Annotated in this window: 21 protein-coding genes; 2 read left to right on the top strand and 19 right to left on the bottom strand. The window is 45.7% G+C overall.

The features are described from left to right. Positions 1-6: 6 nt before the first annotated feature. The 9 genes from hisG to recQ all read right to left on the bottom strand — a co-directional run bounded on the left by hisG (position 7) and on the right by recQ (position 12,798). Positions 7-651: an ATP phosphoribosyltransferase gene (hisG, locus tag B5G00_RS04765; protein ID WP_087269314.1), complete on the bottom strand. Its 645-nt coding sequence runs from the start codon at positions 649-651 to the stop codon at positions 7-9. Further along, a complete protein-coding gene (hisZ, locus tag B5G00_RS04760) occupies positions 638-1,855 on the bottom strand; it encodes an ATP phosphoribosyltransferase regulatory subunit (RefSeq protein ID WP_087269311.1) in 1,218 nt (405 codons plus the stop codon). The genes hisG and hisZ overlap by 14 nt, the downstream gene beginning before the upstream one ends. Before the next feature lie 191 nt (positions 1,856-2,046). Beyond that, positions 2,047-2,577 carry a spore maturation protein gene (locus B5G00_RS04755; RefSeq protein WP_087269308.1) on the bottom strand — a complete coding sequence of 177 codons (531 nt, stop codon included), beginning with the start codon at positions 2,575-2,577 and terminating at the stop codon, positions 2,047-2,049. A 62-nt stretch (positions 2,578-2,639) separates the two neighbouring features. Beyond that, positions 2,640-5,408, bottom strand: coding sequence for a magnesium-translocating P-type ATPase (mgtA, locus tag B5G00_RS04750; RefSeq protein ID WP_087269305.1), 2,769 nt, complete (start codon positions 5,406-5,408; stop codon positions 2,640-2,642). A 109-nt stretch (positions 5,409-5,517) separates the two neighbouring features. After that, a complete protein-coding gene (locus B5G00_RS04745) occupies positions 5,518-6,015 on the bottom strand; it encodes a winged helix-turn-helix domain-containing protein (protein ID WP_087269302.1) in 498 nt (165 codons plus the stop codon). A gap of 18 nt (positions 6,016-6,033) precedes the next feature. Continuing rightward, positions 6,034-8,688, bottom strand: coding sequence for a magnesium-translocating P-type ATPase (mgtA, locus tag B5G00_RS04740; protein ID WP_087269299.1), 2,655 nt, complete (start codon positions 8,686-8,688; stop codon positions 6,034-6,036). Positions 8,689-8,728: 40 nt separating this feature from the next. Further along, positions 8,729-9,544 (bottom strand): DNA-3-methyladenine glycosylase family protein, encoded by an 816-nt coding sequence (locus B5G00_RS04735; protein ID WP_087269296.1) that lies wholly within the window; start codon positions 9,542-9,544, stop codon positions 8,729-8,731. A 6-nt stretch (positions 9,545-9,550) separates the two neighbouring features. After that, positions 9,551-10,891 (bottom strand): MATE family efflux transporter, encoded by a 1,341-nt coding sequence (locus tag B5G00_RS04730; RefSeq protein WP_087269293.1) that lies wholly within the window; start codon positions 10,889-10,891, stop codon positions 9,551-9,553. Between the two features lie 56 nt (positions 10,892-10,947). After that, positions 10,948-12,798, bottom strand: coding sequence for a DNA helicase RecQ (gene recQ / locus B5G00_RS04725; RefSeq protein ID WP_087269290.1), 1,851 nt, complete (start codon positions 12,796-12,798; stop codon positions 10,948-10,950). Positions 12,799-12,990: 192 nt separating this feature from the next. On the opposite strand from recQ, the gene B5G00_RS04720 reads away from it, so the two are divergent. Then, positions 12,991-13,350, top strand: a complete 360-nt coding sequence (locus B5G00_RS04720; protein WP_087269287.1) for a helix-turn-helix domain-containing protein — start codon at positions 12,991-12,993, stop codon at positions 13,348-13,350. 19 nt (positions 13,351-13,369) lie between these two features. On the opposite strand, the gene B5G00_RS04715 is transcribed toward B5G00_RS04720, so the two are convergent. From B5G00_RS04715 to B5G00_RS18860, 7 genes are all read right to left on the bottom strand, one after another. Further along, positions 13,370-13,804, bottom strand: coding sequence for a hypothetical protein (locus tag B5G00_RS04715; protein WP_242971283.1), 435 nt, complete (start codon positions 13,802-13,804; stop codon positions 13,370-13,372). A 111-nt stretch (positions 13,805-13,915) separates the two neighbouring features. Next, a complete protein-coding gene (locus B5G00_RS04710; protein ID WP_087269284.1) occupies positions 13,916-14,476 on the bottom strand; it encodes a hypothetical protein in 561 nt (186 codons plus the stop codon). Beyond that, positions 14,469-14,972 carry an RNA polymerase sigma factor gene (locus B5G00_RS04705; protein WP_242971282.1) on the bottom strand — a complete coding sequence of 168 codons (504 nt, stop codon included), beginning with the start codon at positions 14,970-14,972 and terminating at the stop codon, positions 14,469-14,471. Before B5G00_RS04705 ends, B5G00_RS04710 begins: the two co-directional genes overlap by 8 nt. Positions 14,973-15,174: 202 nt before the next feature. Further along, a complete protein-coding gene (locus B5G00_RS18980; RefSeq protein WP_164496685.1) occupies positions 15,175-15,318 on the bottom strand; it encodes a hypothetical protein in 144 nt (47 codons plus the stop codon). Positions 15,319-15,951: 633 nt separating this feature from the next. Then, complete coding sequence (locus B5G00_RS04695; RefSeq protein ID WP_162613482.1) at positions 15,952-17,001, bottom strand: DUF3878 family protein; 1,050 nt, start codon at positions 16,999-17,001, stop codon at positions 15,952-15,954. Between the two features lie 16 nt (positions 17,002-17,017). Next, the gene (locus tag B5G00_RS04690; protein ID WP_087269277.1) at positions 17,018-17,749 is read right to left on the bottom strand and encodes a histidine phosphatase family protein; all 732 of its coding nucleotides are present in this window, start codon (positions 17,747-17,749) and stop codon (positions 17,018-17,020) included. Between the two features lie 413 nt (positions 17,750-18,162). Beyond that, positions 18,163-18,348: a hypothetical protein gene (locus B5G00_RS18860; RefSeq protein ID WP_087269274.1), complete on the bottom strand. Its 186-nt coding sequence runs from the start codon at positions 18,346-18,348 to the stop codon at positions 18,163-18,165. A 218-nt stretch (positions 18,349-18,566) separates the two neighbouring features. Between B5G00_RS18860 and B5G00_RS04680 the strand changes: the two genes are divergently transcribed. Further along, positions 18,567-19,172, top strand: a complete 606-nt coding sequence (locus B5G00_RS04680; RefSeq protein ID WP_087269272.1) for a helix-turn-helix domain-containing protein — start codon at positions 18,567-18,569, stop codon at positions 19,170-19,172. A gap of 258 nt (positions 19,173-19,430) precedes the next feature. On the opposite strand, the gene B5G00_RS19245 is transcribed toward B5G00_RS04680, so the two are convergent. From B5G00_RS19245 to B5G00_RS04670, 3 genes are all read right to left on the bottom strand, one after another. Continuing rightward, positions 19,431-19,580: a hypothetical protein gene (locus tag B5G00_RS19245; protein ID WP_330396312.1), complete on the bottom strand. Its 150-nt coding sequence runs from the start codon at positions 19,578-19,580 to the stop codon at positions 19,431-19,433. Positions 19,581-19,590: 10 nt separating this feature from the next. Then, positions 19,591-20,811 carry a polysaccharide deacetylase family protein gene (locus B5G00_RS19485; protein ID WP_275532361.1) on the bottom strand — a complete coding sequence of 407 codons (1,221 nt, stop codon included), beginning with the start codon at positions 20,809-20,811 and terminating at the stop codon, positions 19,591-19,593. A 201-nt stretch (positions 20,812-21,012) separates the two neighbouring features. After that, positions 21,013-24,696, bottom strand: a complete 3,684-nt coding sequence (locus tag B5G00_RS04670) for an ABC transporter permease (RefSeq protein WP_087269269.1) — start codon at positions 24,694-24,696, stop codon at positions 21,013-21,015. Between the last annotated feature and the right edge of the window lie 189 nt (positions 24,697-24,885).

Here is a 24,885-nt window from a genome sequence, read left to right as displayed (position 1 = left end):
CTCCTTTCAGTTTTTTTCTTTTGCTTTTATATCTTTTTCCACCTTGCCGATCAGTTCTTCGATTTCTTTCTTCCGCAGTTTCATACTGGCAATATTTACGATCAGTCTGGCGCTGACCTGACAGATGTCCTCAATAACTTCCAATCCATTCTCTCTCAATGTGGTTCCCGTCTCCACAATGTCTACAATGGCATCGGCCAGACCAAGGACAGGGGCCAGCTCTACAGAGCCTTCAATCTTCACAAGGTCCACGTCCATATTTTTCCCTTCAAAAAAACTTTTTGCCACATTCATATATTTGCTGGCAATAGTCCTGGTCCGGTACCCCTGATAAATATCAGTTCCTTTTAAAGCGGCCAGGGCAAAACGGCATCTGCCGAATCCCAGATCCGCTACCTCATAAAAGGTGCCTCCCTTTTCCATAATGGTGTCTTTTCCCACCACGCCCATATCGCAGACTCCCGTCTCCACATAGGTGACTACATCTGCCGCCTTTGCCAGAACGATTTCCAGTGACCCGTCCCCTACAGGCATGATCAGTTTTCTTCCTTTTTCTCTTACATTGGTACAGTCGTATCCCAGACGCTCCAGCATCTCTACGGTTTTATCTTCCAAACGTCCTTTTGTCAGTGCGATTCTAATTGGTCTCATTTTCCCCGGTTCCTTTCTCCATCTGATGTTCTTCAATCTTCTCCCCTACCAGATGGACACGGAGGATTCCTCTTTTTCTGGCGTATTCCAGAGTTTCCTCCAATGTGTCAAAGACACTGTTTTCCGCCATGATCCCCTTCTCCTCCAGTTCTTTCCGGTACTGAACGCTGGCTGGAATATACTTCAGATCCTGGGTAAAGACCAGGATTTTCGGCACAGGCTCCGGTTCCGGCTCTTTTCCCTGGCTGGCAAGATCCACATTAAAACCAAATCCAATGGCACAGTGGTCTTCTCCAAACTGTCCCAGGAGTGTATCATATCTGCCTCCTGACAGAACCTGTTCTCCCAGTCCCCGGAAATATCCCCGGAATATGATCCCTGTATAGTACTCTGCCAGATTTACCAGACCCAGGTCAATCAGTACCTTGTCACCCAGTCCCAGTTCCTGAAGGTATTCGTAAATCTGCTTTAAGTAATCCAGGCTTTCTCTGGCGCCGTTTTCGTCAAATAGTTCGTAGGCTTCCTGGAAAACCTCTGCTCCTCCGAAAAGTCTTGGCAGCCTTCTGAGAGCTCTGGCCGCCTTGTTATCTTTGGCTTTTCCGAGAATATCCGACAGAGCTGCATAGTTCTTCTGCTCCACCAGCTGGCGGATTTCTTCTTTGGTATCGTCGTCAGCATCCAGGCTGTCCATGATAGCCTTAAAATATCCGATATGGCAAAGCTCCAGACGGTATCTTCCTTCGCTGACTTTATCCAGACTTCTGGCCGCCAGCTCTACCACCTCCAGGTCTCCCCGCAGAGGCGAGCCGCCGATAAGTTCGATCCCCACCTGGTTAATCTCTACGCTCTTGCTTTTTCTCTCAGGAAATCCCCGGTATATATTATGGTTATAGTAAAGTCTCAGCGGTTTCGGCAGTCCTTTCAGCCTTGTAGCTGTCAGTCTGGCTACCGGAGCCGTACAGTCCGGGCAGAGCACCATCAGTCTTCCTTTGGCGTCTGTCAGCTTATACATGGATTCCTTGGGCAGGTATTTCGCCGCTTTCCCAAAGACATCATAGAACTCAAGGGCCGGCGTCATTACTCTGCGATAACCCTGAGCCACAAACAGGTCTTTTAATGTTTTTGTCACCTGAGAACGCTGGTCACACTCTCCAAAAAGAAGGTCCCTGGTTCCGTCTGGTGTTATTTTGTCATAATATCTCATGATTTTGTCCCCTTCGCTTTAACGTGCTACCATATTATCATTATAGAGTTTTTATGTCAATATTTTTCATTTTTACTATGTTAACGCGGCACAACTATGTTTTTATTATAGCAGAATCAGATTTTATTGTATAGCAAAAAACTGAGAGCCAGGAATCCACCTGTCTCTCAGTTTTTATATCTCTGATCTGTTTACCTGAGCATCAGCCCCGCCAGGACCACACTGGCTGCAATTCCTCCAAAAGTAGCCAATAGGGCCCCTACTATGGTATATCTGGTCTTATTCACTCTGGCTGCGATAAAGTATACAGAAACTGTATAAAAAATAGTTTCTGTACATGACATCATGATCGAAGCGATGAGGCCTATCCGGGAGTCGGTTCCAAACTCCTTAAAAATGTCCAGGACCAGGCCGGTAGCTGCACTGGAAGAAAACATCCGTACGATAGTCAGAGGCACCAGTTCTCCTGGAAAACCAGCATATTCTGTGATCTTCCCGATTCCCTCTCCTATGAGATCCAGAAATCCGGAAGCCCTGAGGACTCCCACGGCCACCATGAGCCCGATCAGGGTAGGAAGGATTCCCACTACTGTTTTCAGCCCATCTTTCGCTCCTTTTACAAATTCCTCATATACTTTGCATTTATTCAGCAGTCCATAGGACACAATGTAAAAAATTACCAGAGGGATACTGATCTGGGAAAGGAAAACTAAAATCTTCATGTTTCACCTTCCGGCCTTTTCTTTTATTTTACGCGGAAAGACCATATTTTATCCTCTATTTCTTAAAGCAGTTCACCATAGTGCCGTACATATGCCTTCTTCAGGCTGGTCGCCAATGCTATATACAGCAGGATACACGGGAGCAGATAAGCAAAATAGCTTATGGGCAGGGGTGCAAATCCCAGCAAAGTGCCAAAAACTGTAAATGGAATGATTGTAAGCACTGCAATTCCCGCACAGGTAAGCATAGTCAAAGGAACAGAAGCTCTGCTCTGTATAAAAGGAATCTTGGGTGTACGGATCATATGGATAACCAGTGTCTGGCTCCACATAGATTCCACAAACCATCCAGCCTGAAACATAGCAGCGTAAGCAGTCTGCATTTGAGTCAATTCGGCACCGCTGAAATGATTTTCCAGGTTGTTATACAAAACACCTCCGGACACAAACAATGGGCAGAATATAAAGTACATGAAAATATAAGTTGTAAAGTCAAAGATAGAGCTGGCAGGCCCGATCCAGGCCATAAAACTGCCCACAGAAGAAGCGTCCCATTTACGAGGTATACGCAGGAACTCTTCATCTACATTATCCCAGGGAATTGCCGTGCAGGACAGATCATAGATCAGATTGAGGAAAATCAGCTGCACGCTCATCATGGGAAGAAACGGCAGCAGCGCTGACGCTGCCAGAACAGAAAACATATTTCCGAAATTTGAAGAGGCTGTCATCTTAATGTACTTGATCATGTTTGCGTAGGTTTTTCGACCCTCGATAATTCCCTGCTCCAGGACCATCAGGTCTTTCTCCAGCAAAATAATGTCTGCCGATTCTTTTGCTACGTCTACGGCAGTGTCAACGGAAATACCGATATCCGCTGATTTCATAGCGGCTGCATCATTCACTCCGTCTCCCATATAGCCTACGGTATGTCCGCTTTCCCGGAGGATGGAAACCACCCGGACTTTCTGATCTGGCGTCAGTTTTGCAAATACATCTGTTGATTCTGCTGCTCTCGCAAGCTCTTCGTCTTTCATATTGTCTATATCCGGGCCAAGAAGCATGTTACGGACTTTTAGACCTACCTGTTTACAGATCGTGCGGGTGACTTTATCATTATCTCCTGTCAGGATCTTTGTTGTGACGCCATACTCTTTGAGAGCCCTGATCGCATCTGCTGTGGATTCCTTAGGAGGGTCAAGGAAAGCCAGGTAGCCAAGCAATACCATATCACATTCATCCTTGACGCCCAATACTCCCACCGGAGAAGGATTGCTCTTCTGCGCAATGGCTAAAACACGGAATCCATTATCATTCAGATCATCTACTGTTCTTAGAATCCTTCTGCGGATTTCATCCGTCAAGGGCCTTACCTGTCCTCCCCGTTCTGCAAATGTACAGATAGAAAGCATTTCTTCTACTGCACCCTTAGTAACCATCTGTGTCTTTCCTTTTTTATCCTGTACCACAGTGCTCAGACGGCGGCGGTTGAAGTCAAAAGGGATTTCATCCACTTTCACATAGGTTTCAGACAGATCTGCAAGCTGGGGATTTTCAGATTCCTCTTCTTCAGTCTTGCGGATGATCGCCAGGTCCATCAGGTTTTTATATCCTGTCTGAAAATAGCTGTTCAGGTAAGCATGGCGCAGTACCCTTGCATCATCTTTTCCGTCTACGTTCCAATGGTATTCCAGCACAACCTGATCCTGGGTCAGAGTTCCGGTTTTATCTGTACAGAGAATGTCTATGGCACCGAAATTCTGGATAGAATTAAGGTTTTTGACAATCGTCTGTTTCTTGCTCATAGATACGGCTCCCTTAGCCAGGCAGGTGGTCACGATCATGGGGAGCATTTCCGGTGTCAGGCCAACTGCAATAGAAATGCCAAACAGGAAGGCTTCCAGCCAGTCTCCTTTTGTTATGCCATTAACAAAAAACACCAGAGGGACCATGACCATCATAAAACGGATCAGTACCCAGGAAACTGCATTAACCCCTTTGGTAAAACTGGTTTCTACTGCCTCTTCAGCTACTGCAGAAGCCATTGTCCCAAAGAGGGTATGGTCCCCTACACGGACGACAACTGCCGTTGCGCTGCCGGAAATAACGTTGCTCCCCATAAAGGCTATATTGCTGTAGTCTGTAATGGCGTCCTGCTCCGTCTTTATCATTTCAGGTGTTTTCTCAACAGGTTCACTTTCGCCGGTAAGACTTGCCTGACTGACAAATAAGTCTTTTGCATCCAAAATCCTTATATCTGCAGGGATCATATCTCCTACTGACAAGTGTACAATATCACCGACTACCAGGTCATCCATAGGAATTTCCATTGCTTTTTCTCCTTTGCGGCTGACCGTACAAGTAGTGGTAATCATAGCCAGCAGCTTTTCAGCAGCGCTGCCGCTTCTGGATTCCTGAATAAATCGAAGAGTACCGGAAATCAATACCATTGTGAGAATAATGACTACCGTCAGACAGTCAAAATCTGCCGGCGTATTGCCAAACATAGAAAACCAGGGAAATATCATATCCGTAATAGCCGATACCGCTGCCAGACAGAGTAAAATAGCCGTAAATGGATTCAGAAACGCACCGGCCAGGCGTTTTGGCAGAGATTTTTTCTTTTCGTGGGTCACCCTGTTCGTCCCATATTTACTGCGGCTGGCGGCTGCCTCCTCCTCATCCAGTCCCCGCAGCGTGGTATGCAGATTTTTCAGCACTGCCTTAACAGAGCTCATGGCTGCAGTCTGAATGCAGCGATTTTCTTCTCTGTCCAGGATTACTTTTTCTAAGGTCATGTCAGCAGCCTGAGGATTTTTTTTCATATTCATTGGTTCTTACCTCCTTCCCCTATTATCTGAAAATAGTATAAAAAAACCGCAGGGAAGATCACATGACTAAAATCTTGCGATTTCCTTGCGATTTGTTAAGAATTAAAGTTTAAAGCCTGTCGTTGAATTTATATCCTATGCCCCAGATGGTCAAAATATACTCGGGAGCGTCTGGATTTGGTTCAATCTTTTTCCTGAGTTTTCGGATAAACGCCATAATATTGCTGTCATCCAGCAGGTAACTGCTTTCCCATACTGCCTGATATATCTGCTCTTTTGTAAAAACCTCTCCCCGGTTCCGGGCCAGAAAATATAAAATATCAAATTCCTTAGGTGTCAGTGATATTTCCCCGTTATCCCGGGTTACCTTTCGAGATCTTGCATAAATGGCCAGATTTCCGCATTGGATGACATCATTTACAGGCAGCGGCGTTTCTCCATCTCCCAGTTCCAGCATAAGGGAGCTGGAGGCTCCGCTCAGTAAGTCTTCAATCCCTTCTGCCAGTTCTTCTTTCCCCTGAATATCTGGTGCGGAAATCCGCAGTTTTTCATGAAGCCATTTAAGCAGGGAGGAATCCAGACTGATCAGGCCAATGTTCTTTTTCATGTGAGACTCCTCCTTTCCTTAACACAGTTCATGGTATTTTTTTACATACCAGCCTTTTGCCAGAGTAACCAGCAGTAAATACAAAAGTACGGCCCCTATCAGAAAGCCAAAATAGAAAAGCGGCAAAGCTGTCAGACCGATCAGCTCTCCCAGAGGGGTAAAGGTCAAAACAGTAAAAAGCAGGATTCCCAGTGTAGTGACCAGCATCATGGGAGGGGAGGGCTTACTTTGGAACAGAGGTATTTTTTTCGTCCGCAGCAAATGCAGGATCAGGGTCTGAGACCACATAGATTCCAAAAACCATCCGGTCTGAAAAAGAGCTATAAATCTGGCCTGTTCAGCAGTCCCGGATAATGACCAGTAACTGCCGCCGCATACTGCAGGACAGCAGACGAAAAACAGGAATACAAAAGTCAGAAGGTCAAAGATCGTACTGATAGGGCCAAAAAATCTCATAAAACGCCCTAAAGTCCGTCCGGACCACTCTAAGGGCTTTGAGCAGGCATCCTGGTCCACATGATCCCAGGGAAGGACAAGACAAAGGGTATCGTAAAGAAGATTCAGGAGCAGAAGCTGCACAGAAGTCATTGGAAAAAAGGGCAGCAATATGCCTGCAGCTACAATGGATAAAATATTGCCAAAGTTGGAAGAGGCCGTAATCCTGATATATTTGGACATATTGGAAAAGGCCTTTCGTCCTTCCAAAATCCCCTCCTCCAATACATTCAGATCCTTCTTCAATAAAATTACATCTGCACTCTCTTTAACAGCTTCTGCCGCCGTATCTACAGAAATTCCCACATCTGATTCCACTATCGCAGGCAGGTCATTCATTCCATCTCCCAAAAATCCGATGGTATGTCCGTTTTCCTGCAAGACTTGGAGGATTGTGACCTTTTGTTTCGGAGACAGTTCTGCAAAAACCGCTGTATTTTCAATGCGGATCATCTTTTCGTCTTCTGACAGGGTATCCATTTCCCTGCCAGTCAGGATCTGTCCCTCCTGGATTCCCAGACGCCGGCAGACAGACGCCGTAACATCCTTCTGGTCTCCCGTCAGTACTTTGATTTCCACATGAAGGTTTTTCAGCTTTTGGATTGCGTCAGTGGCTGTTTTTTTAGGCGCGTCAAAAAATGCCAGATACCCCAAAAGAGTCAGTTCCTGTTCATCTCCTGCATCCATTTCTTCTCTATCTGTTTTCTTATAAGCCACTGCCAGAACCTTCATGCCGTCCTCCAGCATTTCATCCACAATGGCATGGATACTGGAAAAACCGTCCGTTTCCATCAGGCTTCGTTTTCCCCTGTACTCAATATAACGGCAGCGTCTGCATACATCATCTATACTCCCTTTGACGATCAGCAGGTTCTGACCTTTGTGCTTTACAAGGACACTGGCAAACTTTCTATCATAATCAAATGGCTGCTCATCCAGTTTCAGATACTGTCGGGCAAGTTCAGCAAAATGAGTTTCATGCTCTGGCATCTCCCGGCATCTGAGGACGGCGGTATCCAGATGGTTGGCCACTCCAGTATGATACAGACTGTTCAGGTAACCATAGTCCAGCACCATTTCACTTTCATTTCCCAGAATATCCATATAGTATTCCAGCAAAATCCTGTCACCTGTCAAGGTACCTGTCTTATCTACACAAAGTACATCCATGCTGCCGAATCCCTGCATGGCATTGATGTTTTTCACTACAGTCTGTTTTTGTCCCATGGCAGCACAGCCCTTTGCAAGACAGGCATTAATAACCATAGGCAGCAATTCTGGCGTCAGTCCCACCGCTGCAGACAGCCCGAACAAGAATGCAGAAAACCAATTTCCTTTTGTCAGTCCCCAGGCTGCGAAAACAACCGGGACCAATACTGCCATAAAGCGGATCAGTACCCATGCAATAGAGTTAGCGCCCTGGTCAAATCTGTTTTTTCGATTTGATTCTTCCCCGGAGAAGCCTCCGTAAACCGTATCCTGTCCTACTGCCAGTACCACCCCTTCTGCCGCTCCCCCAGTCACAGAGGAGCCCATGAATCCAATATTGCTGTATTGGTTATAAGTTTTGGATTTTTCCATGGGCAGGATACCGGCATCTTTTTCCAGTATGGCACTTTCTCCTGTAATAACCGATTGTGAGACAAACAAATCCTTTGTCCATGTCAGACGTATATCTGCCGGAATACGGTCTCCGGCAAAAAGACGGACTACATCTCCCACCACCAGCTCTGAAGAAGAAATCTCCTTCCATTCTCCATCTCTGCGTACAGTCACAGTAGAATGGAGCAGACTTGTCAGATGATCTGCAATACGTTTTGCACGCATTTCCTGGATAAAGCGCAGTATTCCGCTGACCAGCAGCATAGACAGGATTATCATAACTGTAGTCAGATCCCGGCTGAAATTTGATGCAAGAATCACATCTGTTATAAATGAAATAACCGCTAAAATAAATAAAATAATTGTAAACGGATTGATAAAGGCTCTCTTCAGTCGATATAAAACAGAGTCCCTGGCTCGTCCTGCTAACAGATTACTGCCATACTGACGGCGTCTTTTTTCAATCTGCTCAGTGTCATATCCCTTCCCGGAAATTTGAAGATCACGATATAATATATCGATTCCTGTATGTGCATAGTGAAAAACCCGTCGGTGGATCGACCTGTCATTTTTCATCTCTCTCGCCTCCAAATATTTTTCTGGTCCTCTTTTATGTCTACTGAAAAAGTTCATAATAAAATATGTATTGCTGCATCACGCCGCTGCAGTCTTTGTATCTGTCAAAAGGAAATCCCTGGGGATAGTGTTTTTCCAGGGCCTGACGTATATGGGTATCTACAGGAAAAGCCTCCATCTGATGAAGGGCAAAGAGGCAGATACAGTCTGCCACCTTCTCTCCCACTCCGTAAAGTTTCAGCAGTTCTTCTCTGGCTTCCGGATACTTCATATTCCGGACTGCCTCCAGAGAAATTTCTCCGTCCATGACCATTCTGGCTGTTTTCTTTATATACCGGCTCCGATATCCCAGATTACAGTCCCTCAGATCCTCTTCCCTGGCCTCTGCCAGGGCTTCCGGCCTGGGGAATGTATCATAAGTTCTCCCCTGACTGTTCTGCCGCCTCTCCCCGTATCTTTCGCAGATATTGGCAATGCACCTGCGTATCCGGGGGATATTGTTCTGCTGGGAAATAAGAAATGACACGATCATCTCCCACAGGTCCTGGTGAAGAATACGGATGCCCTGTCCCAGCCGGGCCGCCTTTGCAAGATACTGATCTTTTTCGTCAATCTCCCGTATAAACTTTCCATAGTCTGTTTGCAAGTCAAAATAGTCCTTCCAGAATCCTTCCATATCCTCCCGGGAACAGTAAAATTCACATTCCTGTCCATGCTGGCAGATTTCCAGATACTTTTCTGCCGCCAGAATCCCGAACCTTTCCTCTCCCAGATCTTCCATGCGGAAACACTGTCCTGAACGGTGGATCTGAGCAATCTCAAAATTTTCCAGCTGTATTTTTATCTTCTGCTCCATTATTTTCTATCCTCTTCCTGTTGTTTTCCACTTTCCTGTCCGGTACCTGGCAAAAGATATGAGATAATTTGCCAGCCATCCCATAGGAACCGCATACCACACAAAAGCAATACCGAATCTGGGGGCCATGGTTACCGCCACCACTACCCGGATGCAGAGATTCACCATGTTGGCAATGGTAAACACCTTCATATCTCCTGCACCTCTTAAAAGACCATCTGTAATCATCTTCAGACCGATAAAGCTGAAGAAAAATCCAATAAACCGCATATAGGACATACCGGTGTTCATGGCAAGGACCGTTCCCTCTTCTCCCAGAAACATGGCTATAAGAGGTCTGTAGAATAGTTCCAGGATCACACAGAGAAGGATTCCAAATCCAAAAACAATCCCATAAGCCGTATGATACCCTTTCACTGCCCGTTCCTGTTTCCCTGCCCCCAGGTTCTGGGCAGTATAGGAAGACATCACATTTCCCATGGCGGCCATGGGTACGATACAGATGCTTTCAATCCGCATTCCCGCAGAGTATCCTGCCAGCATCTGGGCCCCAAAACTATTCACCACAGACTGGACCAGCATCATGCCGATAGAGACTGTAGACTGCTGGAGGATGGAGGGAAGGGCAATCCTGCACATTTCTCCCAATTCCCTTTTGTCAAACCATTGGCTTTGCTCTCCCCCTTCATAGCTTTTCATTTCCCCTGCAAAAATCAAAAAAGCCATAACCGCAGAGATTCCCTGAGCGATCAGAGTTGCCCAGGCCACACCTGCCACCCCCATGTGAAAGCTGCACACCATGATCACATCCAGCACTACATTAAACACCGAGGAAAAAATAAGCAGATACAGCGGAATCCTGGATTTTCCCAAAGCGTTGAACATAGATGCCAGCACATTATACATAAACAGGAAAGGCAGCCCAATAAAATAAATATTCAGATATTCCGTGGCATCCTCCATAATATTCTCCGGCGTGTTCAGAAGTTCCATGATCTCTTTTCCCAAGAGAAGTCCCGCTCCTCCCAGCACAATGCTCACCGCCAGAAAAGAAAGCAGTGCCGTGCTCACAGAAGTCTTCATTCTTTTATAGTTTCTGCCGCCGAAATACCGGCTGGTCAGCACCGAAGCCCCCATTCCGCCGCCAATGGCAATGGATATAAACACATTAGTCAGAGAGTAAGAGGCTCCCACTGCCGCCAGGGCATTCTCCCCCACAAACCTTCCCACCACAACAGAGTCCACCATGGTGTAAAACTGCTGAAACAAATTTCCTATGATCATAGGAAAAGCAAAAAATAACAAAGCTTTTAAAGGCTTCTCCCGAATCAGATATTCCTTTTCCATTTTTATCTCCTGTTCCTTGTAGTCAAAAACCTCGCGGGAATAAACTTCTATATCCGCTACTCTTTTTCAATATGGTTTTCTTCTATAAATTCTTTAATAATATCAGAAAATACTTTGCCATACTTCTGGTATTTATTATTTCCCACGCCATTGATCTCTAACATCTCTTCTCTTGTTACGGGAAGATAGGAGCTCATTTCCCGAAGAGTCTTATCGGAGAAAATAATATAAGGCGGTATATGAGCCTCCTGGGCCATCTGATACCGTTTTTGCCGCAGCATTTCAAAGAGCTGAGGATATTTGGTTTCTTCGTTTCTCTTTGCCTTCTGTTTTTTCGGTCTGCTCTCTTCTTTTTCCTGCTGCCTGGGAAGTTTCAAGACTACTGTTTCCGGCTTCTCCCCTTTCAGGAAATCCCTTCCCTTTTCTCCCAATTTCAGCACTGGATAATCTCCTGAAGTAAGAACCAGATAATCTTTCACCAGCAGATCATTGATGATCTGGCGGATACGGGCGTTAGTTGTTTTATTCAGTTCCCCGTAATGCGGATTTTCCTCCAGTCCAAACTGCCGGACTTTTTCTGTCCTGGCCCCGCGTACTCCATCGCAGACGGCCACGATCCCATACCGCTCTCCTGTAGATTTTACAAGCCCCAGGATACTTCTTGTCTCTTCCGTCACATCCAGATCTTCAAATTCCGTAAGGCAGTTCTTACAATTTCCACAGTAATTGCCTCCGTATTCTCCGAAGTATCGGAGGATGTATTCTCTGAGACATTCATTGGTGAAGCAGTAAAAAGTCATTTTCCGCAGCCTCTCCATATTTCGCTCCCGGATAAGAGCCTGTTCTTCAAAATCCAGTTCTTCATTTCCCTGCTGCTGGATCAGAAATTCATTCATCTTTACGTCCTGAGCTTTATAGTAAAGAATACATTCTCCAGGCTCTCCATCCCGTCCGGCCCTGCCTGCTTCCTGGTAATAGCTCTCAATATCCTTAGGCATATTATAATGGATCACAAACCGCACATTTGATTTGTCAATTCCCATGCCAAAGGCATTGGTAGCCACCATGATGGGCTTTCTGTCATAGATAAACTCCTCCTGGTTTTCCTTCTTTTCCCTGTCAGAAAGCCCTGCGTGATAACGTACTGCCGAGTAACCTGCCCCAAGAAGGGCTTCCTGTACTTCTTCCACTGTCTTCCTGGTATTACAGTAGATAATGCCGCTTTTCTCCGGATTTTTCCTCAGATATTCCAGCAGGGCATTCATTTTATCTTTAGGCTTTTCCACCGCAAAATACAGGTTCTTCCTGTCATAGCCCGTAACCATAACCTTGGGATTTTGGAGGCCCAGGATACAGAGAATATCTTCTCTTACTGCTTTCGTAGCCGTGGCTGTGTAAGCCCCGATTACCGGGCGACGGGGAAGCTGGCTGATAAAATCCACAATTTTTAAATAGCTTGGGCGAAAATCCTGACCCCACTGGGAAATACAGTGAGCCTCGTCTACTGCCACCATAGAAATCTCCACTGCCTGGATCAGAGAAAGAAAAGACTCTGTCATCAGCCGCTCCGGGGCCACATAGATAATCTTATATCTGCCCTGTCTGGCCAGCTCCATAGCTTTCCTGTACTGTCCTTCTGTAAGGGAGCTGTTTATGTAAGCTGCATGGACTCCTGCCGCATTCAGGGCAGACACCTGGTCCTTCATCAGGGAAATCAGGGGCGAGACCACAACAGTAATGCCCGGAAAAAGAAGAGCCGGCACCTGAAAGCAAAGGGACTTGCCTGCTCCCGTAGGCATGATCCCCAGCACATCCCGTCCGGAAAGGGTACTGTCTACCAAAGTTTCCTGCCCTTCCCGGAAAGTATCATATCCAAAAATCTGTTTTAGTATTTCAAATTTATTCATAATCCTCCTTAGATATCTCCAAACGCATCATGTACAAATCCTATTGTAGCAGAAAAATCCCTTAAAGAATAGAAAAGCTGAAATTCTATTTTTATCCCTTTTTTAAACTATATAGAGAATCTCTCCTTATAGTACATTCACCATAAGAAGAATTTATGCATATAATATAAAAAACTCCCAGGGGTGCAAAAGATGGATTATGAAAAGATTGGCAAACGAATCAAAAAATATCGAGAGGCTGCGGAAATGACTCAGGAAAACCTGGGGGAAGCCAGCCATTATTCCCCTCAGCATATCAGCAAAGTGGAAAATGCCCAGACAAAGCCTAGTCTGCAATGTATCCTTTCCATTGCCAATGCGCTTCAAATATCTATAGACGAACTGGTATGCGGAAATGTATCCGCTTCTTCTGTAATTTTGGACAAGGAGATACAAGAACTTTTAGAAGACTGTTCTCCTCAGGAAAAATATATTATTCTGGAAATCGTCAAAGTTTTGAAAACCAATCTGAAAAACCTTATACAAGATATGGAAATGTTTACAGGGCGCTAGAAATAGCGCCCTGCACTGATCACAGAAACTTCTGCATATCCTTCATTAAAGATTCCTCTGTACGCACAATATCCTTTGCCAGGTTCATGCTCTGTCCCGAGGCATTTTTGTATTCATTGATATAGCCTCCCAGAGTCTGGATTCCCATATTGCAGCCGTCCATGACCAGTTTTGCCACCTGGCTGCTATCATCTTTCATCATCAGTTTCATCTCTGTAGTCAATTTTGAAAAAGCCGAAGCCATCATTCCCGGTTCTTTCTCCTGACTGCCCTCTTCCAGAAGCATCTTGGCAGCTTTCTCTTCATATGCCTTATGTTTCTTGTCATAGGTATCCATAAGTTCTTTCAGCTCTTCGTTCTTTACATAATCCCTCATCTGATCAAAACTGTTGATTGCCATTTTACAGCCCAGGCTGCACTCCCGCAGAAGTCCTCTGGTCTGTGCGTCCATCATAATCCCTTCTTTCCTGTTTTCTCTTTTTACAGCATCGGCCAGGTCATGACAGCCCTGTGTATAGCCTGATGCCGCCTGTAAAAACAGTATTCCCCAAAGAATCCCCCTTTATTACTTAACCAATATCTCTGTTTCCAACTGAGGCTCTTCCGGAGTTCCGGTGACGGTTAGTCTTCTCTCTTGCCCCTCAAAAGTATAGTCCTGGGTATAAATTCCGTTTTCCCTGAGCTGATCTGTAATATCAATCTCCGTATCACCTATGTTCAGGCCCAGCCGCCTGCTGTCTTCATGATAGACCAGCGTCACATAATATTCTCCATCTTCACCATATTCATGGACCACAGTGATCTGGGTACCGTCCTCGGCGTGAAGCACCGTCTCATAGGGAGTGGAAGCCTCTTTGTCTACCGTCAGATTCTTAAACACCATAGCAATCTGCTGGGCCGCCTCCCCTGCCAGTTGCCTGACATCTGTATCAGAAGCCGCCAGAACTCCCACAGACAGAGAACACGTCAGTGCCAGAGAAGCAGCTGCACCTGCAAATGCTTTTCTTTTCAATCTTGGATATTTTTTCGGCTTTGTCATTTTATAAACCTCCTTCACAGCTCCACTGGAAGGTGTCAGATGGCCGCAGGCCTTTTGATAAATTTTTTTTGGAAACTCTTCATTCATAATATTTAACCTCCTCCAGCAGTTTTTTCAATTTTTTACGTGCTCTGGAAAGCCAGGTCTGAATGGTGGAAGGACTTTTTCCTAACATATCCCCAATGTCTGCTACTGAATACTCTTCATAATAATACAGATAGATGGGAACCCGGTATTTTCTGGGCAACCGGAAAATCTGCTCTAGAAGTTCTTTTTCCCTTATTCTTTCATATCCCTCTGCCCCAGCCTGTCCTTGTTCCTTTTCCTCTTCCTCCTGACAAAAATCCATTCGCTTTTTCCATGGAGAGGCGATCAGCCTTTTACATTCATTCACCGTAACATGGACCAACCAGTGCTTCAGATGCTCTTGGCTGTCAAATTCCGGATTTTTCTGATAAAGCCTCATAAAAACTGTCTGCATAACGTCCTCTGCGTCATGGGTGTTTCTGCAGTCATGGAGAGCAATCCGGTAAACCATATCCTGATACTGAGCCACAATTTCAATATATCTGATTTCTTCCACTGTTTCATACCTCGCAGGCGCCCTGTTCTTTTCCTATTGTGAAAAGCCTTTCACCTATAATACCCGAAAGGCCAGGAAAAAATCTCACTTTTTCCAGAAAAGTTTTTCAGACAGAAAAAGAGCCCCCGGCAAGGTTACTCTCACCCTGAGGCTCTCTGTATTTTTTAATCCTGTCATTTTGCTGTAAAAACTGGAAGTTGCTTTACTCATGTTCTATAAAGCCAATGAATGAAAAAATCAATCCCACAACGCCTATTCCCATAGTAAGCAATCCCATTCCTGATGAAGAAAGAGAAATTACGATAGCAAAGAGTAATATCGCAATGCCTAATCCTATCTTTTTCATAGTAAGTCCTCCTTTGCAAATTAGGATTCCTATATATTTTACAGGAACCAATTAAAAGGATTCAACAGTTCAAAGAAAAAATGCAGGAAAGTATCCTTGAGTTTTTCTTTGGCATATGTTTTTCCCTTTCTTAGGCAAAAAAGCGCCCGTACAAATGAAATTAGTGTAATCACTGGAACATATATTATCAATACCAAAATTATAATCCAGAATACTTCCATACAAATACTTTATCTCCTCTGTAAATGGGGGGAATGATCTTCTCTGGGAATAAATCATGTTTTCTCGTTTCAAGCAGCAGTGTGGGGCGCTTTCTGCCTCCCGGATTCCACTTTTCCATGCCCGGCGGTAGTATCCCGGCTCTTTCTACCCCTCAGATCCCACTTCTCCCATTCCGGGCGGTAGTATCCCGGCTCTTTCTACCCCTCAGTTTCCACTTCTCCCCTCCCAGGCGGTACCAGCTCGACATTTTCTACCACTAAAATCCCACTTCTCCCATTCCGGGCGGTACTGCCCCTGCATTTCCTACCCCTCAAATTCTATTTCTCCCATCTCAGGCCGCAGCAGTCAGAATTTCTACCTTTCCATTCCTGTTTCCTCTTTTTCACAGGTAGATTACTCATGCAAAGGCGCTCAGCGATCCACGCTCTCTATCCGTCCTTGTCTCCCTTTACCTTTGAAGAATCCTCCATTCAGTCCCAGGCTCTTTTTCTTTCCTGAAAAGTCTTCACTGACCATAAGCTGGATCCTGAAATCAAATTTCTCCCACTCCATAAATCCTACTGTAAAGGGATGTTCCTCCACTGCCAGGATCTCCATGCCTTCCTTGGAAAATCTGGGGTATTTTCCCCGAAATCCCCGGCGGTACAGCTCTTCTTCCACATGGAGCCGTTCCTTTTCTATCCGTTCATTCATTTCTTTTCCATAATCCCGCTTTTTGTACTGGATGGATTCTTGGCAGACCAGCTCTCTGATCTTTTCATAAAGCTTCTGGCTGCAGGGACTTTCCATTCTGTAGATAATCACCTTTTCCAGGAAAATCAGGGGCACTTTCTCATAGATTCCTGCCAGAAATGCCATAGCTTTGTCTCCCGCCAGACCGGCGATTCTCCTCATCTCTGCTGCTCCCTGGACAGTATCTGGATAATAAGGATCCAGAGATTCTTTTATAGGACTCCAATACCGGAAAGGCCGGAATTCCATAAGCCGCATCAGTTCCTGTTCCCTTGAGGTACACATGGCTTCCCCAAAATACTCATATTTATCATAGACTGTTCCCAGCATATAGACCAGCTGCCGCCACTGCTCCTGACCCTTTTCCTTCAGCCAGAAATGTCCGATCTGATGGTATTGGTATCCTTCCAGTTTTACCTGGATTTCCCGAAACCAGAGGGTAAAAATATTTTCTTCTCCCTGATGTACCACCAGAACTTTCTCCTCTTCCTTAAAAGAAAGATATCCCACAGTACATGACTCATATCCGGTGAGATATCCTCCGGTACATCTGCAGTCTGTAAGGACCAGATAACATTCCAGAGCATCGTTCATCATATAGGGGACATACCCCTGCCCCTGGCGGATATAAAGCTCAAATACCTCTTTATCAAAGATTTCTTTCAGCTTTTGAAATCCTTCCTCCATGTCCGGAGTAACTCCGGCAAGTTTTTCCATGCTGTCTGTCATATCCTTATCTTTCCTTTCAGTCATGGCGCTGGAAAGGATCATCGAAAGTTTCGCAGAACCGGGCGGCAAAAGCCGGTTCTTCCCCCTTTGCATAGAGATGAGATACATCCCCATAGGACCTCATACGGAATAATGCAATTTCCTCCCGTCTTTCCTCAGTGATCACCGACGTTACAGAACTGGGTGCCGCCACGAAATGGTGCCACAGGATCATCGGAGAAATATGCAAAAGGTGACTTAAAAGTACGCATCCCAGACCAAAGTGACAAAAGAAAGCCAGCTTATCCTTATTAGCCCTTTCAACCCTGTAATAATTTTCTTCTCTCACATAACCGTGTTCCTTTAATAGCTTGTCAAAATTTTCTGTTACCCAGTCATACTCAGCTTTAACATCTTCCTCCTGAAATACCGGTGCCTTCCACCAGTTATCATAGTCATAAAATTCCGGATTCTTCGTCCAGTCCTGAGGCAGCCAGTCCCAGGAGATCATTTTCTTCTCCGTTACATCCGGTCTGTTGATCCTGGGGCTAAATTCCCGCAGCCATGGGCAGACAACAGCCTCTCTGTTTAATTTTTTCAACGTGCAGGAAGCGGTATCCCTGGCCCTTCCAAGGGGAGATACGTAAAAATCCTGAATGTCCATTTTTACCAGCTTTTCTGAAAGGTACTCCGCCTCCTTCCAGCCTTTTTCCGTAAGAGAATCTATAGTATAATCCGGGTCTCCGTGTCTGATGATCAATAATTCCATTTTCTGCTCCTTTCTCTGTCTGTATCTATTACGTTTTACAAAAATATGTCTATCTTTTTCTTAAATGCTCTGTGCTGGCCGACTGGTAATCCCTGGCATATACCGCCTGCATGAAAACTTTAAATTCCATTGTTCTTTCTCTCCATATCAATTTAGCAGAGAATTTGATATTTTTCCCACTTACACGGATAGAATGAACTCCTTCAAACACCCATCTTCCATCACAAAGCCTTTTATCATCTAATGCAGTTACCGAGCTTTTCTCGGTAACCGTATTTTAATCCATTTCAATACTTTGCTCGTTATGTCAGGAAATCATTGAACATGATGTCACCAAAAGATGTTTTTCAAGTTCGTATGATTTCCTGAAAATTATAGCATACTGCTGCATAAACTAAAAGTAATTATACTCATTACCATAGATTCTCCAATACGCCGTCCAGTATTTTCCGGTTGCGGTGCTCGTTTTTCAAAAACTTGGCAATAGAACTGGCGGAAAAAGTTTTTCCCATATTCTCAATGATATATTTTACAACACGGTCAAAAAGGTCCTGCCGGCTGGTCCATTTCTGTATACCGATTCTGGATAATGTGGTCATCTGGAATTCCCCGGTTCCTAAGTTCCTCCACAGGCATTTCAAAAATTGTAGATTTGCCGCACCTGCGTACACCCGGAAGAATTTTCACCAGCGGTTGGTCGATAATAAGTGGAATACAGCATTTTTTTCTGAATTAGACACGAAAAAACCCCAGGTAAACGATCCATCGGTTTTAAAAATCACGGTTTTGCGGTATCCTTATTCCGGGAGGTGACGAAATGGACCCGGAAAAATTCGGCGCTTTTGTGGCTCTCTGCCGCAAAGAAAAAAATATGACTCAGCTGGAGCTGGCTCAGGAATTAAAGGTTACGGATAAAGCCGTAAGCCGCTGGGAAAGGGGCAAAGGCTTTCCGGATATCAGCCTTCTTGTCCCACTGGCTGAAGCTTTGGATATTACGGTTTTAGAACTTATGAATTCCGAAAAGAGGGAAAAAAGAATGGAAGATTTTTCAGAAGAAAATATCAAAGACATGGTAATCCATGTTGCTGCAATAGAAAAGAAAAACCAGAGAGATGATCATCTTATCACTTGGATCCCAGTCCCTGTGGCCCTTATCACTGCATTTCTGACAAGATTCACGGGACACGGAAGTCTGCTGGCCGGACTTCTTTTAGGCGGTCTCACAGCCCTTGCTGTGGTGGGGCTGGTCCTTTTTGTCCTGGACAGAAAAGACAATACCAGCCGGAAAGCCTATGGCATCCTTATGCTCCTGGGCACAGGCGTTACCCTGGTCTTCCTGTACCTGATGGGTATCAGCACACTGCTGCTTCTGGGCGGCTTATTCCTTCTGTTATGCATTACAACATTCGTTGCTTTTTCATAAAAGAAGCTGACGCATTAATCAAAACCAGGAACCTTTATACATTTTACTCCTCAGTCTGTGCTGCTTTGAGCCTATGGTCTCAAAGCTATGCTCGGCAAATTCGCATAAAATGTATAAAGGTTCCTGACATATAACTTGCCCCTTTAATCTTTTTGTAATTATATAAGGTTATCCCGCTGGTAAGGAAGATTTCCTCTGTGGTAAGCAGCACAGGTCTCTCCTTTCCCGGCATATTTGCTTTTCAGCGACAGAGACCTCTCACAGCGGTATCTCTATTACCACCTCTGCTCCCCCGGTTTTCCTGGAATTTCCCAGGGTCAGTGTTCCCTTATGCTGTATCACAATAGTATTTGCAATATACAATCCCATTCCATAATGCTGTTTGGAACTTCTGCTCTTGTCACCCATATAAAATTTTTTATTCTACCTGCTGTGTTCCCTCGCCGAAATAGTAATATGCTTTTCCATTCTCCAGAGTAATTCCCTTTGCCCTGGCAAGTTCCTCTACGGTCACCAGCTTGAATCCCTTTGCCACCAGCTCTGGTATCATGCGGATGGCTGCTTTTGCAGACCATTGGTGAATGTCATGCATCAATACCACGGAACCATCCCTGGCATTATCCATAACGCATCGATAGGTCATATCCTCACTCTTAGTTTTCCAGTCTTTCGTATCAATGCTCCACATGATAATAGGAAGGCCGGAGACTGACCTTACTGTATGATTAAAAGCGCCTCCCGGAGGTCTCATGCTTGCAGGCGCCTTTCCCGCTATCCTCTCAATAATTCTACTTGTCTTCTCAATCTCATTTGAGATCTGGGTACTGGAAAGGTTGGTGAGAATCGGATGGTCATAAGTATGATTTGCCAGTTCCATTCCCAGTTTCTCCATATGTTTGACCGTATTCGGATATCGTTCTGCATTCTGGCCCAGCATGAAAAACGTGGCTTTAGCATTGTTCTCTTCCAGACATTCCAATAATTCTTCCGTATACTTCCCCGGTCCGTCGTCAAAAGTCAGCGCAATCATGGGCCTTACTTTCTCACTGTCGTATTTTCCGCTTTCATCGAAATAGCAATCTTTTCCATCAATAACATGCCAGCCTGTCTTTACATAACCATTTTCATCAAAGTAATATTGACTTCCGTCAATATCATGCCAGCCCTTCCCATAAGAAGTTCCGTCTGCAGCAATGTACCTAATGCCTTGGGAATCCGACTGCCAGCCTCTTAACGTGATTTCTTTGAAAAAATCCTTCGTGCCGGAGGCGTTCATCTCCGGCTGGCTTAAAGTTGTCGTCACCTGTGTTCCTGAATCTTCACTGACCTGTTCCGCCCCGTCACGGACTCTATCCGGCAGCAGCCTGCTGATCCCAAGAACTGTCAACGAAAACACAAGGAGCGTTATCGCCGCCAAAATTCCATAACACAAGTTGCGTTTTCTTCTCTGCCGTCTTAATTTTTCCTGGCGTCTTTTGTTCATGGGCTTCTGCAATGAACCGCTGCAGCGAGAGCCTCTGGAATCTCGGAAACTTCCAGGATTTCCTGAACTATACTGTGTTCTTGATTTTCTGACCTGCTGGGAAGCCCTGGTAGATCTGGAGTTTCTGGGACTTTCAGAAGTTCTTCTTTTGTTCATAGTAGTTTCAGTAATTTCCTTTCTTCGTAATTTTTCCTCATTATACACAACACATCATGGCTTGTATACGCAGCCCTCTTAGAATTTATTCTTTCTTTACAAAAGTTTCCAAATGCTTTAGTAAGCATTTTGTTTTTCTAAGAAAATGGAGCTGTCGCAATTAATGCAACAGCCCCATCTTCATTATTTTCTGTCCGGCTCCTATTCCACACTCTTCAGTGACTCTACCATATTGATTTCTTTCAGTTTAAAATACATAACAAAGTTTACAAAAGCTGAGAATACTGCCGTTAGCACTGCGCTGATCAGGAAGCTGACCAGGGATACATGCTGACCAAACATAACCATATCCACCCGGATAGTATGAATGATATACTGGTGAAGGAGAGTTCCCAGTCCTACACCCACCACAATGCCCATGAGAGTAAGGATAATATTCTCATGGTACACATAAGCCGCCACTTCCTGATCATAAAAGCCCAGGACTTTTAATGTGGCCAGTTCCCGGCGCCGCTCCGTAATATTTACATTGTTCAGGTTATACAGTACCACAAAGGCCAGAAGGGCTGCTGTTACGATCAGTACAATAATTACCAGCACCAGGGCCTGAAGCATATCGTTAATCTCTCTTTTGGTATCAGAAGTATAACTTACATTATACACACCTGGCTGCTGAAGGATTTCTGAGCCAAGCTCATTCTCTCTCTCCTGCCCCTCCGGAGTAAACTCTGCATACATTACCTCAAACTCTGCCGGTTCTCCATAGATTTTCTCATAGTATTGGGGCGACATGTATGCATAGTTCATAATGTAATTTTCTACCACGCCCATGACCTGTACTTCCTGACTGCTGCTGCCGTCCTCTTTTTCCATGGTAATACTGTCTCCTGCACTTACCCCCAGGGTATCTGCCATCCATTCCGTAAGAAGGATCCCTTCGCCGTCCAGGGTGTAGACTTCCTCTGAGGTCCTGTTCTGCAAGACTGTCATGGCCTGGAAATCTTCCTTATTTTCCGGAACACAAAGATAGACTTCTCCATTTCCTTCTTCCGTACTTACATCCACCATTTCCATATGGACCATAGTAGATGCCGCCACATCTTTCTCATCCTCCAGCCATTGTCCCAGGTCTTCTTTTTCTTCATCCGTACCGCTGAAAGTTATCATTGCATCGTAAAGCTGGATATTATCGTATTGAATTTCGGCCAGATCGATTATGGAATCCCGCAGCCCAAATCCGGTGACCAGCAGAGCCATAGTGGCAGAGATTCCAAAGATTGTCATAAACAGCCGTTTTTTATACCGGAAAATATTCCGGAAAGTAGACTTTATAGTAAAATTCAGTCGTTTCCAGATAAGTGGTATGTACTCCAGCAGTACCCGCTTTCCTACCTTTGGAGCTGCCGGACGCATAAGTTCTGCCGGGCTCTCTCTCAGTTCATTCATGCAAGATAAGCCTGTTGCCAGCATAATGCAGACAAAGGATATTAACATGGCCTGAATAGCAAACACCGGACGGTATGGAATATCCGGCTGTTTCAGACAGTCATACATAATTCCATAGCTGACCTGGATAACATAAGGAAACAGCTTCTGTCCCACCAGGATCCCCACAGCGCCGCCGCTTAAAGTAGCGCTGCCTGCATAAAAGAGATATTTCATGGCGATATCTTTTTTGGAGTATCCAAGGGCCTTCATAGTTCCGATATGGCCCCGCTGCTCTTCTACCATTCTGGTCATAGTAGTAAGGCTTACCAGGGCTGCCACCAGGAAAAACATCAGCGGGAAGACCCTGCCGATTGCACCGATCTGAGCTGCATTGTCCTCCATTTCACCATAATCTTCCACCACGTCATCTCTGGTATTCAGATACCATTCCGGCTGTTCCAGGTCCGCCAGCTCTGCCTCTGCATCAGCAATCTGCTGTTCTCCATCAGCAATCTGGGCCTCTGCTTCTTCTTTTCCTTCTAAATAATCCGCCTCTCCATCTTCCAGCTCTTTTCTGGCATCTGCAAGCTCCTGTTCCTGTTCAGGGAGCTGAACCCTGGCTTCTTCAAGCTGGGCTCTGCCGGAAGCAATCTGGGCCTCTCCATCTGCAATCTGCTGTTCATAGGCTGCAATCTGAGCCTGGCCGCTGTCTACTTCAGCCTGGGCCGCCTGCAGCTGGGCCTTAGCAGCCTCCAGTTCCTGGCGTCCCTGGGCAATCGCTGCCTCGCCCTGAGCGATCTCTTCCCTGCCGGCAGTAATCTGAGCTTCGCTTTCCTCCAGCTGAGCCCTGGCTGTCTCCAACTGATTCCTTCCTTCTGACAGCTGGGCTTCCCCCTGGGCGATTACCTGCTGAAGCTGCTGTATCTGGGGAGTCAGAGCAGTCTCCTGGGCAGACAGCTGGGCTCTTGTCTCTTCCAAAGACACTGTAAGATTCTGAATTTCTGTCTCCAGAGCAGCTTTCTGTGCTTCCAGTTCTCCAATCTGAGCCAGGATTTCTTCATCATTTGAGCTGTCTCCATCTGGATTTTCAGGGTCTGAAGAGGTTCCAAGAGATGCCTGAAGCTGATCGATCTGCCCCTGGATAGCCGCCGCCTGGCTTTCCAGTCCTCCTATAGCCCCTTCCTGTTCTGACACTGCTGTTCTGAGAGTTTCCAATGCCCCTTCCATCTGTGCAAGCTGGGTCTTTCCGGCTTCCAGTTCTGACTGAGACTGGTTTAAAACCTCCTCCTGGGCAGACAGCTGGGCCTTCCCGGCCTCTAATTCTGCCGCTCCCTGTTCCAGTTCAGCCTTTTTCTCTGACAGCAGCTGTTCTGAATCATTAAGCTGGGCTTCATTTGCCTCAATCTCTGCCCATCCGGCGCTTACCTGAGCTGCACCATCTTCCGCCTGGGCTTTGGCTGATTCCATCTGGGCTTTTGCATCGTCAATCTCCTGCTGGCTCTGGTTCAGCTGAGCTTCGCTGTCTGCCAGCTGCTGTTTTCCATCTGCCAGCTGCTTCTCTCCATCATTGACCTTGGCCCAGCCGTCATCCAGAGTCTTTCTGGCATCTGCAAGCTCCTGCTGGGCAGTAGCCCTTCCATCTTCCAGCTCGGCTCTGGCATCCGCAAGCTCGCCCTGTGCCTCATCGTAAATCTGTTCATACCGCCACTCACACTGGACCCCTGCAGTCTCCTCCAGAGCAGCCTGGACGCTGCTCACCAACTCCTTGTATTCATCGGAGTAACATTCCAGGGTTCCTGCGCCCTCCAGACGGATATTCATCTGGGTATAGACCTCCATATCAAAGGCCTCCGGCAGAACCACGGCAAATCCGGTGACCTGGCCATTTCCTACAGAGGCGCTGCCCCGGTTTATTGAGAGATACATAGGGCTGGATCCTATACCGGTGATCTCAAACTCCCCATATGCCAGCCCTTCCGGTTTATCTCCCTCCTGATCTTCCTCATAAAGAGTGATCTTGTCTCCGATCTGGCAGCCAAGAGCCTGGGCAAGTTCCGTATCCAAAAATATTTCGTCTGCCTTTTCCGGCAGCCTGCCTTCCTCTGCCTGGCACTGCGCCATATCACTCTGAGCCATCAGATGGACTACATACTGCTCTCCCTCACTGTCGCACAGAAGATCCGAGGAATAAGACAGTTCTGCTTCCTGCACTCCTTCTGTGTCCAGCACAGCCTCCAGATCTTCCTCCTGAAGGCCCATGGTACTTACTGCCTGAAGATCAAATAATCCCGTGTCATCCAGATATCCGTCTGTAGTGCTGAGCATATCCGGCATGGAGGCCCTCACCCCTGAAAAAAAGGACACTCCCAGCGCCGACATGAGGAACAGGGAAAGGAACCTGGGTAAAGTCCTTTTGATTTCCTGGCGTATATCTTTATGTAATGCTTTCTTTCTCACCCGCCATCCTTCCTTCCCGCTATCATAGTAAAAGGGGCCTTATAAAGTTATATAAATGATAAATTTAATATATACTTTACTGCCCCCTGTATTTTACATTTATTACATTTTTATGCCTGTTAAGATATATTATCTATATTAAAATTTTAAACTTTTTTTCCCTTTTTGTCGAGTAAAGAACTATAAAAT

This window comes from Blautia sp. An46 (assembly GCF_002161645.1).
Lineage (GTDB): Bacteria > Bacillota > Clostridia > Lachnospirales > Lachnospiraceae > Blautia > Blautia ornithocaccae.
This window is presented reverse-complemented; position numbering and strand designations above follow the sequence as displayed.

What these genes read in the sequence shown, in the direction of transcription:
- hisG (WP_087269314.1), bottom strand. Translation starts at nt 651, where the DNA reads ATGAGACCAATTAGAATCGCACTGACAAAAGGACGTTTGGAAGATAAA.
- hisZ (WP_087269311.1), bottom strand. Translation starts at nt 1,855, where the DNA reads ATGAGATATTATGACAAAATAACACCAGACGGAACCAGGGACCTTCTT.
- B5G00_RS04755 (WP_087269308.1), bottom strand. Translation starts at nt 2,577, where the DNA reads ATGAAGATTTTAGTTTTCCTTTCCCAGATCAGTATCCCTCTGGTAATT.
- mgtA (WP_087269305.1), bottom strand. Translation starts at nt 5,408, where the DNA reads ATGAATATGAAAAAAAATCCTCAGGCTGCTGACATGACCTTAGAAAAA.
- B5G00_RS04745 (WP_087269302.1), bottom strand. Translation starts at nt 6,015, where the DNA reads ATGAAAAAGAACATTGGCCTGATCAGTCTGGATTCCTCCCTGCTTAAA.
- mgtA (WP_087269299.1), bottom strand. Translation starts at nt 8,688, where the DNA reads ATGAAAAATGACAGGTCGATCCACCGACGGGTTTTTCACTATGCACAT.
- B5G00_RS04735 (WP_087269296.1), bottom strand. Translation starts at nt 9,544, where the DNA reads ATGGAGCAGAAGATAAAAATACAGCTGGAAAATTTTGAGATTGCTCAG.
- B5G00_RS04730 (WP_087269293.1), bottom strand. Translation starts at nt 10,891, where the DNA reads ATGGAAAAGGAATATCTGATTCGGGAGAAGCCTTTAAAAGCTTTGTTA.
- recQ (WP_087269290.1), bottom strand. Translation starts at nt 12,798, where the DNA reads ATGAATAAATTTGAAATACTAAAACAGATTTTTGGATATGATACTTTC.
- B5G00_RS04720 (WP_087269287.1), top strand. Translation starts at nt 12,991, where the DNA reads ATGGATTATGAAAAGATTGGCAAACGAATCAAAAAATATCGAGAGGCT.
- B5G00_RS04715 (WP_242971283.1), bottom strand. Translation starts at nt 13,804, where the DNA reads ATGATGGACGCACAGACCAGAGGACTTCTGCGGGAGTGCAGCCTGGGC.
- B5G00_RS04710 (WP_087269284.1), bottom strand. Translation starts at nt 14,476, where the DNA reads ATGAATGAAGAGTTTCCAAAAAAAATTTATCAAAAGGCCTGCGGCCAT.
- B5G00_RS18980 (WP_164496685.1), bottom strand. Translation starts at nt 15,318, where the DNA reads ATGAAAAAGATAGGATTAGGCATTGCGATATTACTCTTTGCTATCGTA.
- B5G00_RS04695 (WP_162613482.1), bottom strand. Translation starts at nt 17,001, where the DNA reads ATGACAGACAGCATGGAAAAACTTGCCGGAGTTACTCCGGACATGGAG.
- B5G00_RS04690 (WP_087269277.1), bottom strand. Translation starts at nt 17,749, where the DNA reads ATGGAATTATTGATCATCAGACACGGAGACCCGGATTATACTATAGAT.
- B5G00_RS18860 (WP_087269274.1), bottom strand. Translation starts at nt 18,348, where the DNA reads ATGACCACATTATCCAGAATCGGTATACAGAAATGGACCAGCCGGCAG.
- B5G00_RS04680 (WP_087269272.1), top strand. Translation starts at nt 18,567, where the DNA reads ATGGACCCGGAAAAATTCGGCGCTTTTGTGGCTCTCTGCCGCAAAGAA.
- B5G00_RS19245 (WP_330396312.1), bottom strand. Translation starts at nt 19,580, where the DNA reads ATGGGTGACAAGAGCAGAAGTTCCAAACAGCATTATGGAATGGGATTG.
- B5G00_RS19485 (WP_275532361.1), bottom strand. Translation starts at nt 20,811, where the DNA reads ATGAACAAAAGAAGAACTTCTGAAAGTCCCAGAAACTCCAGATCTACC.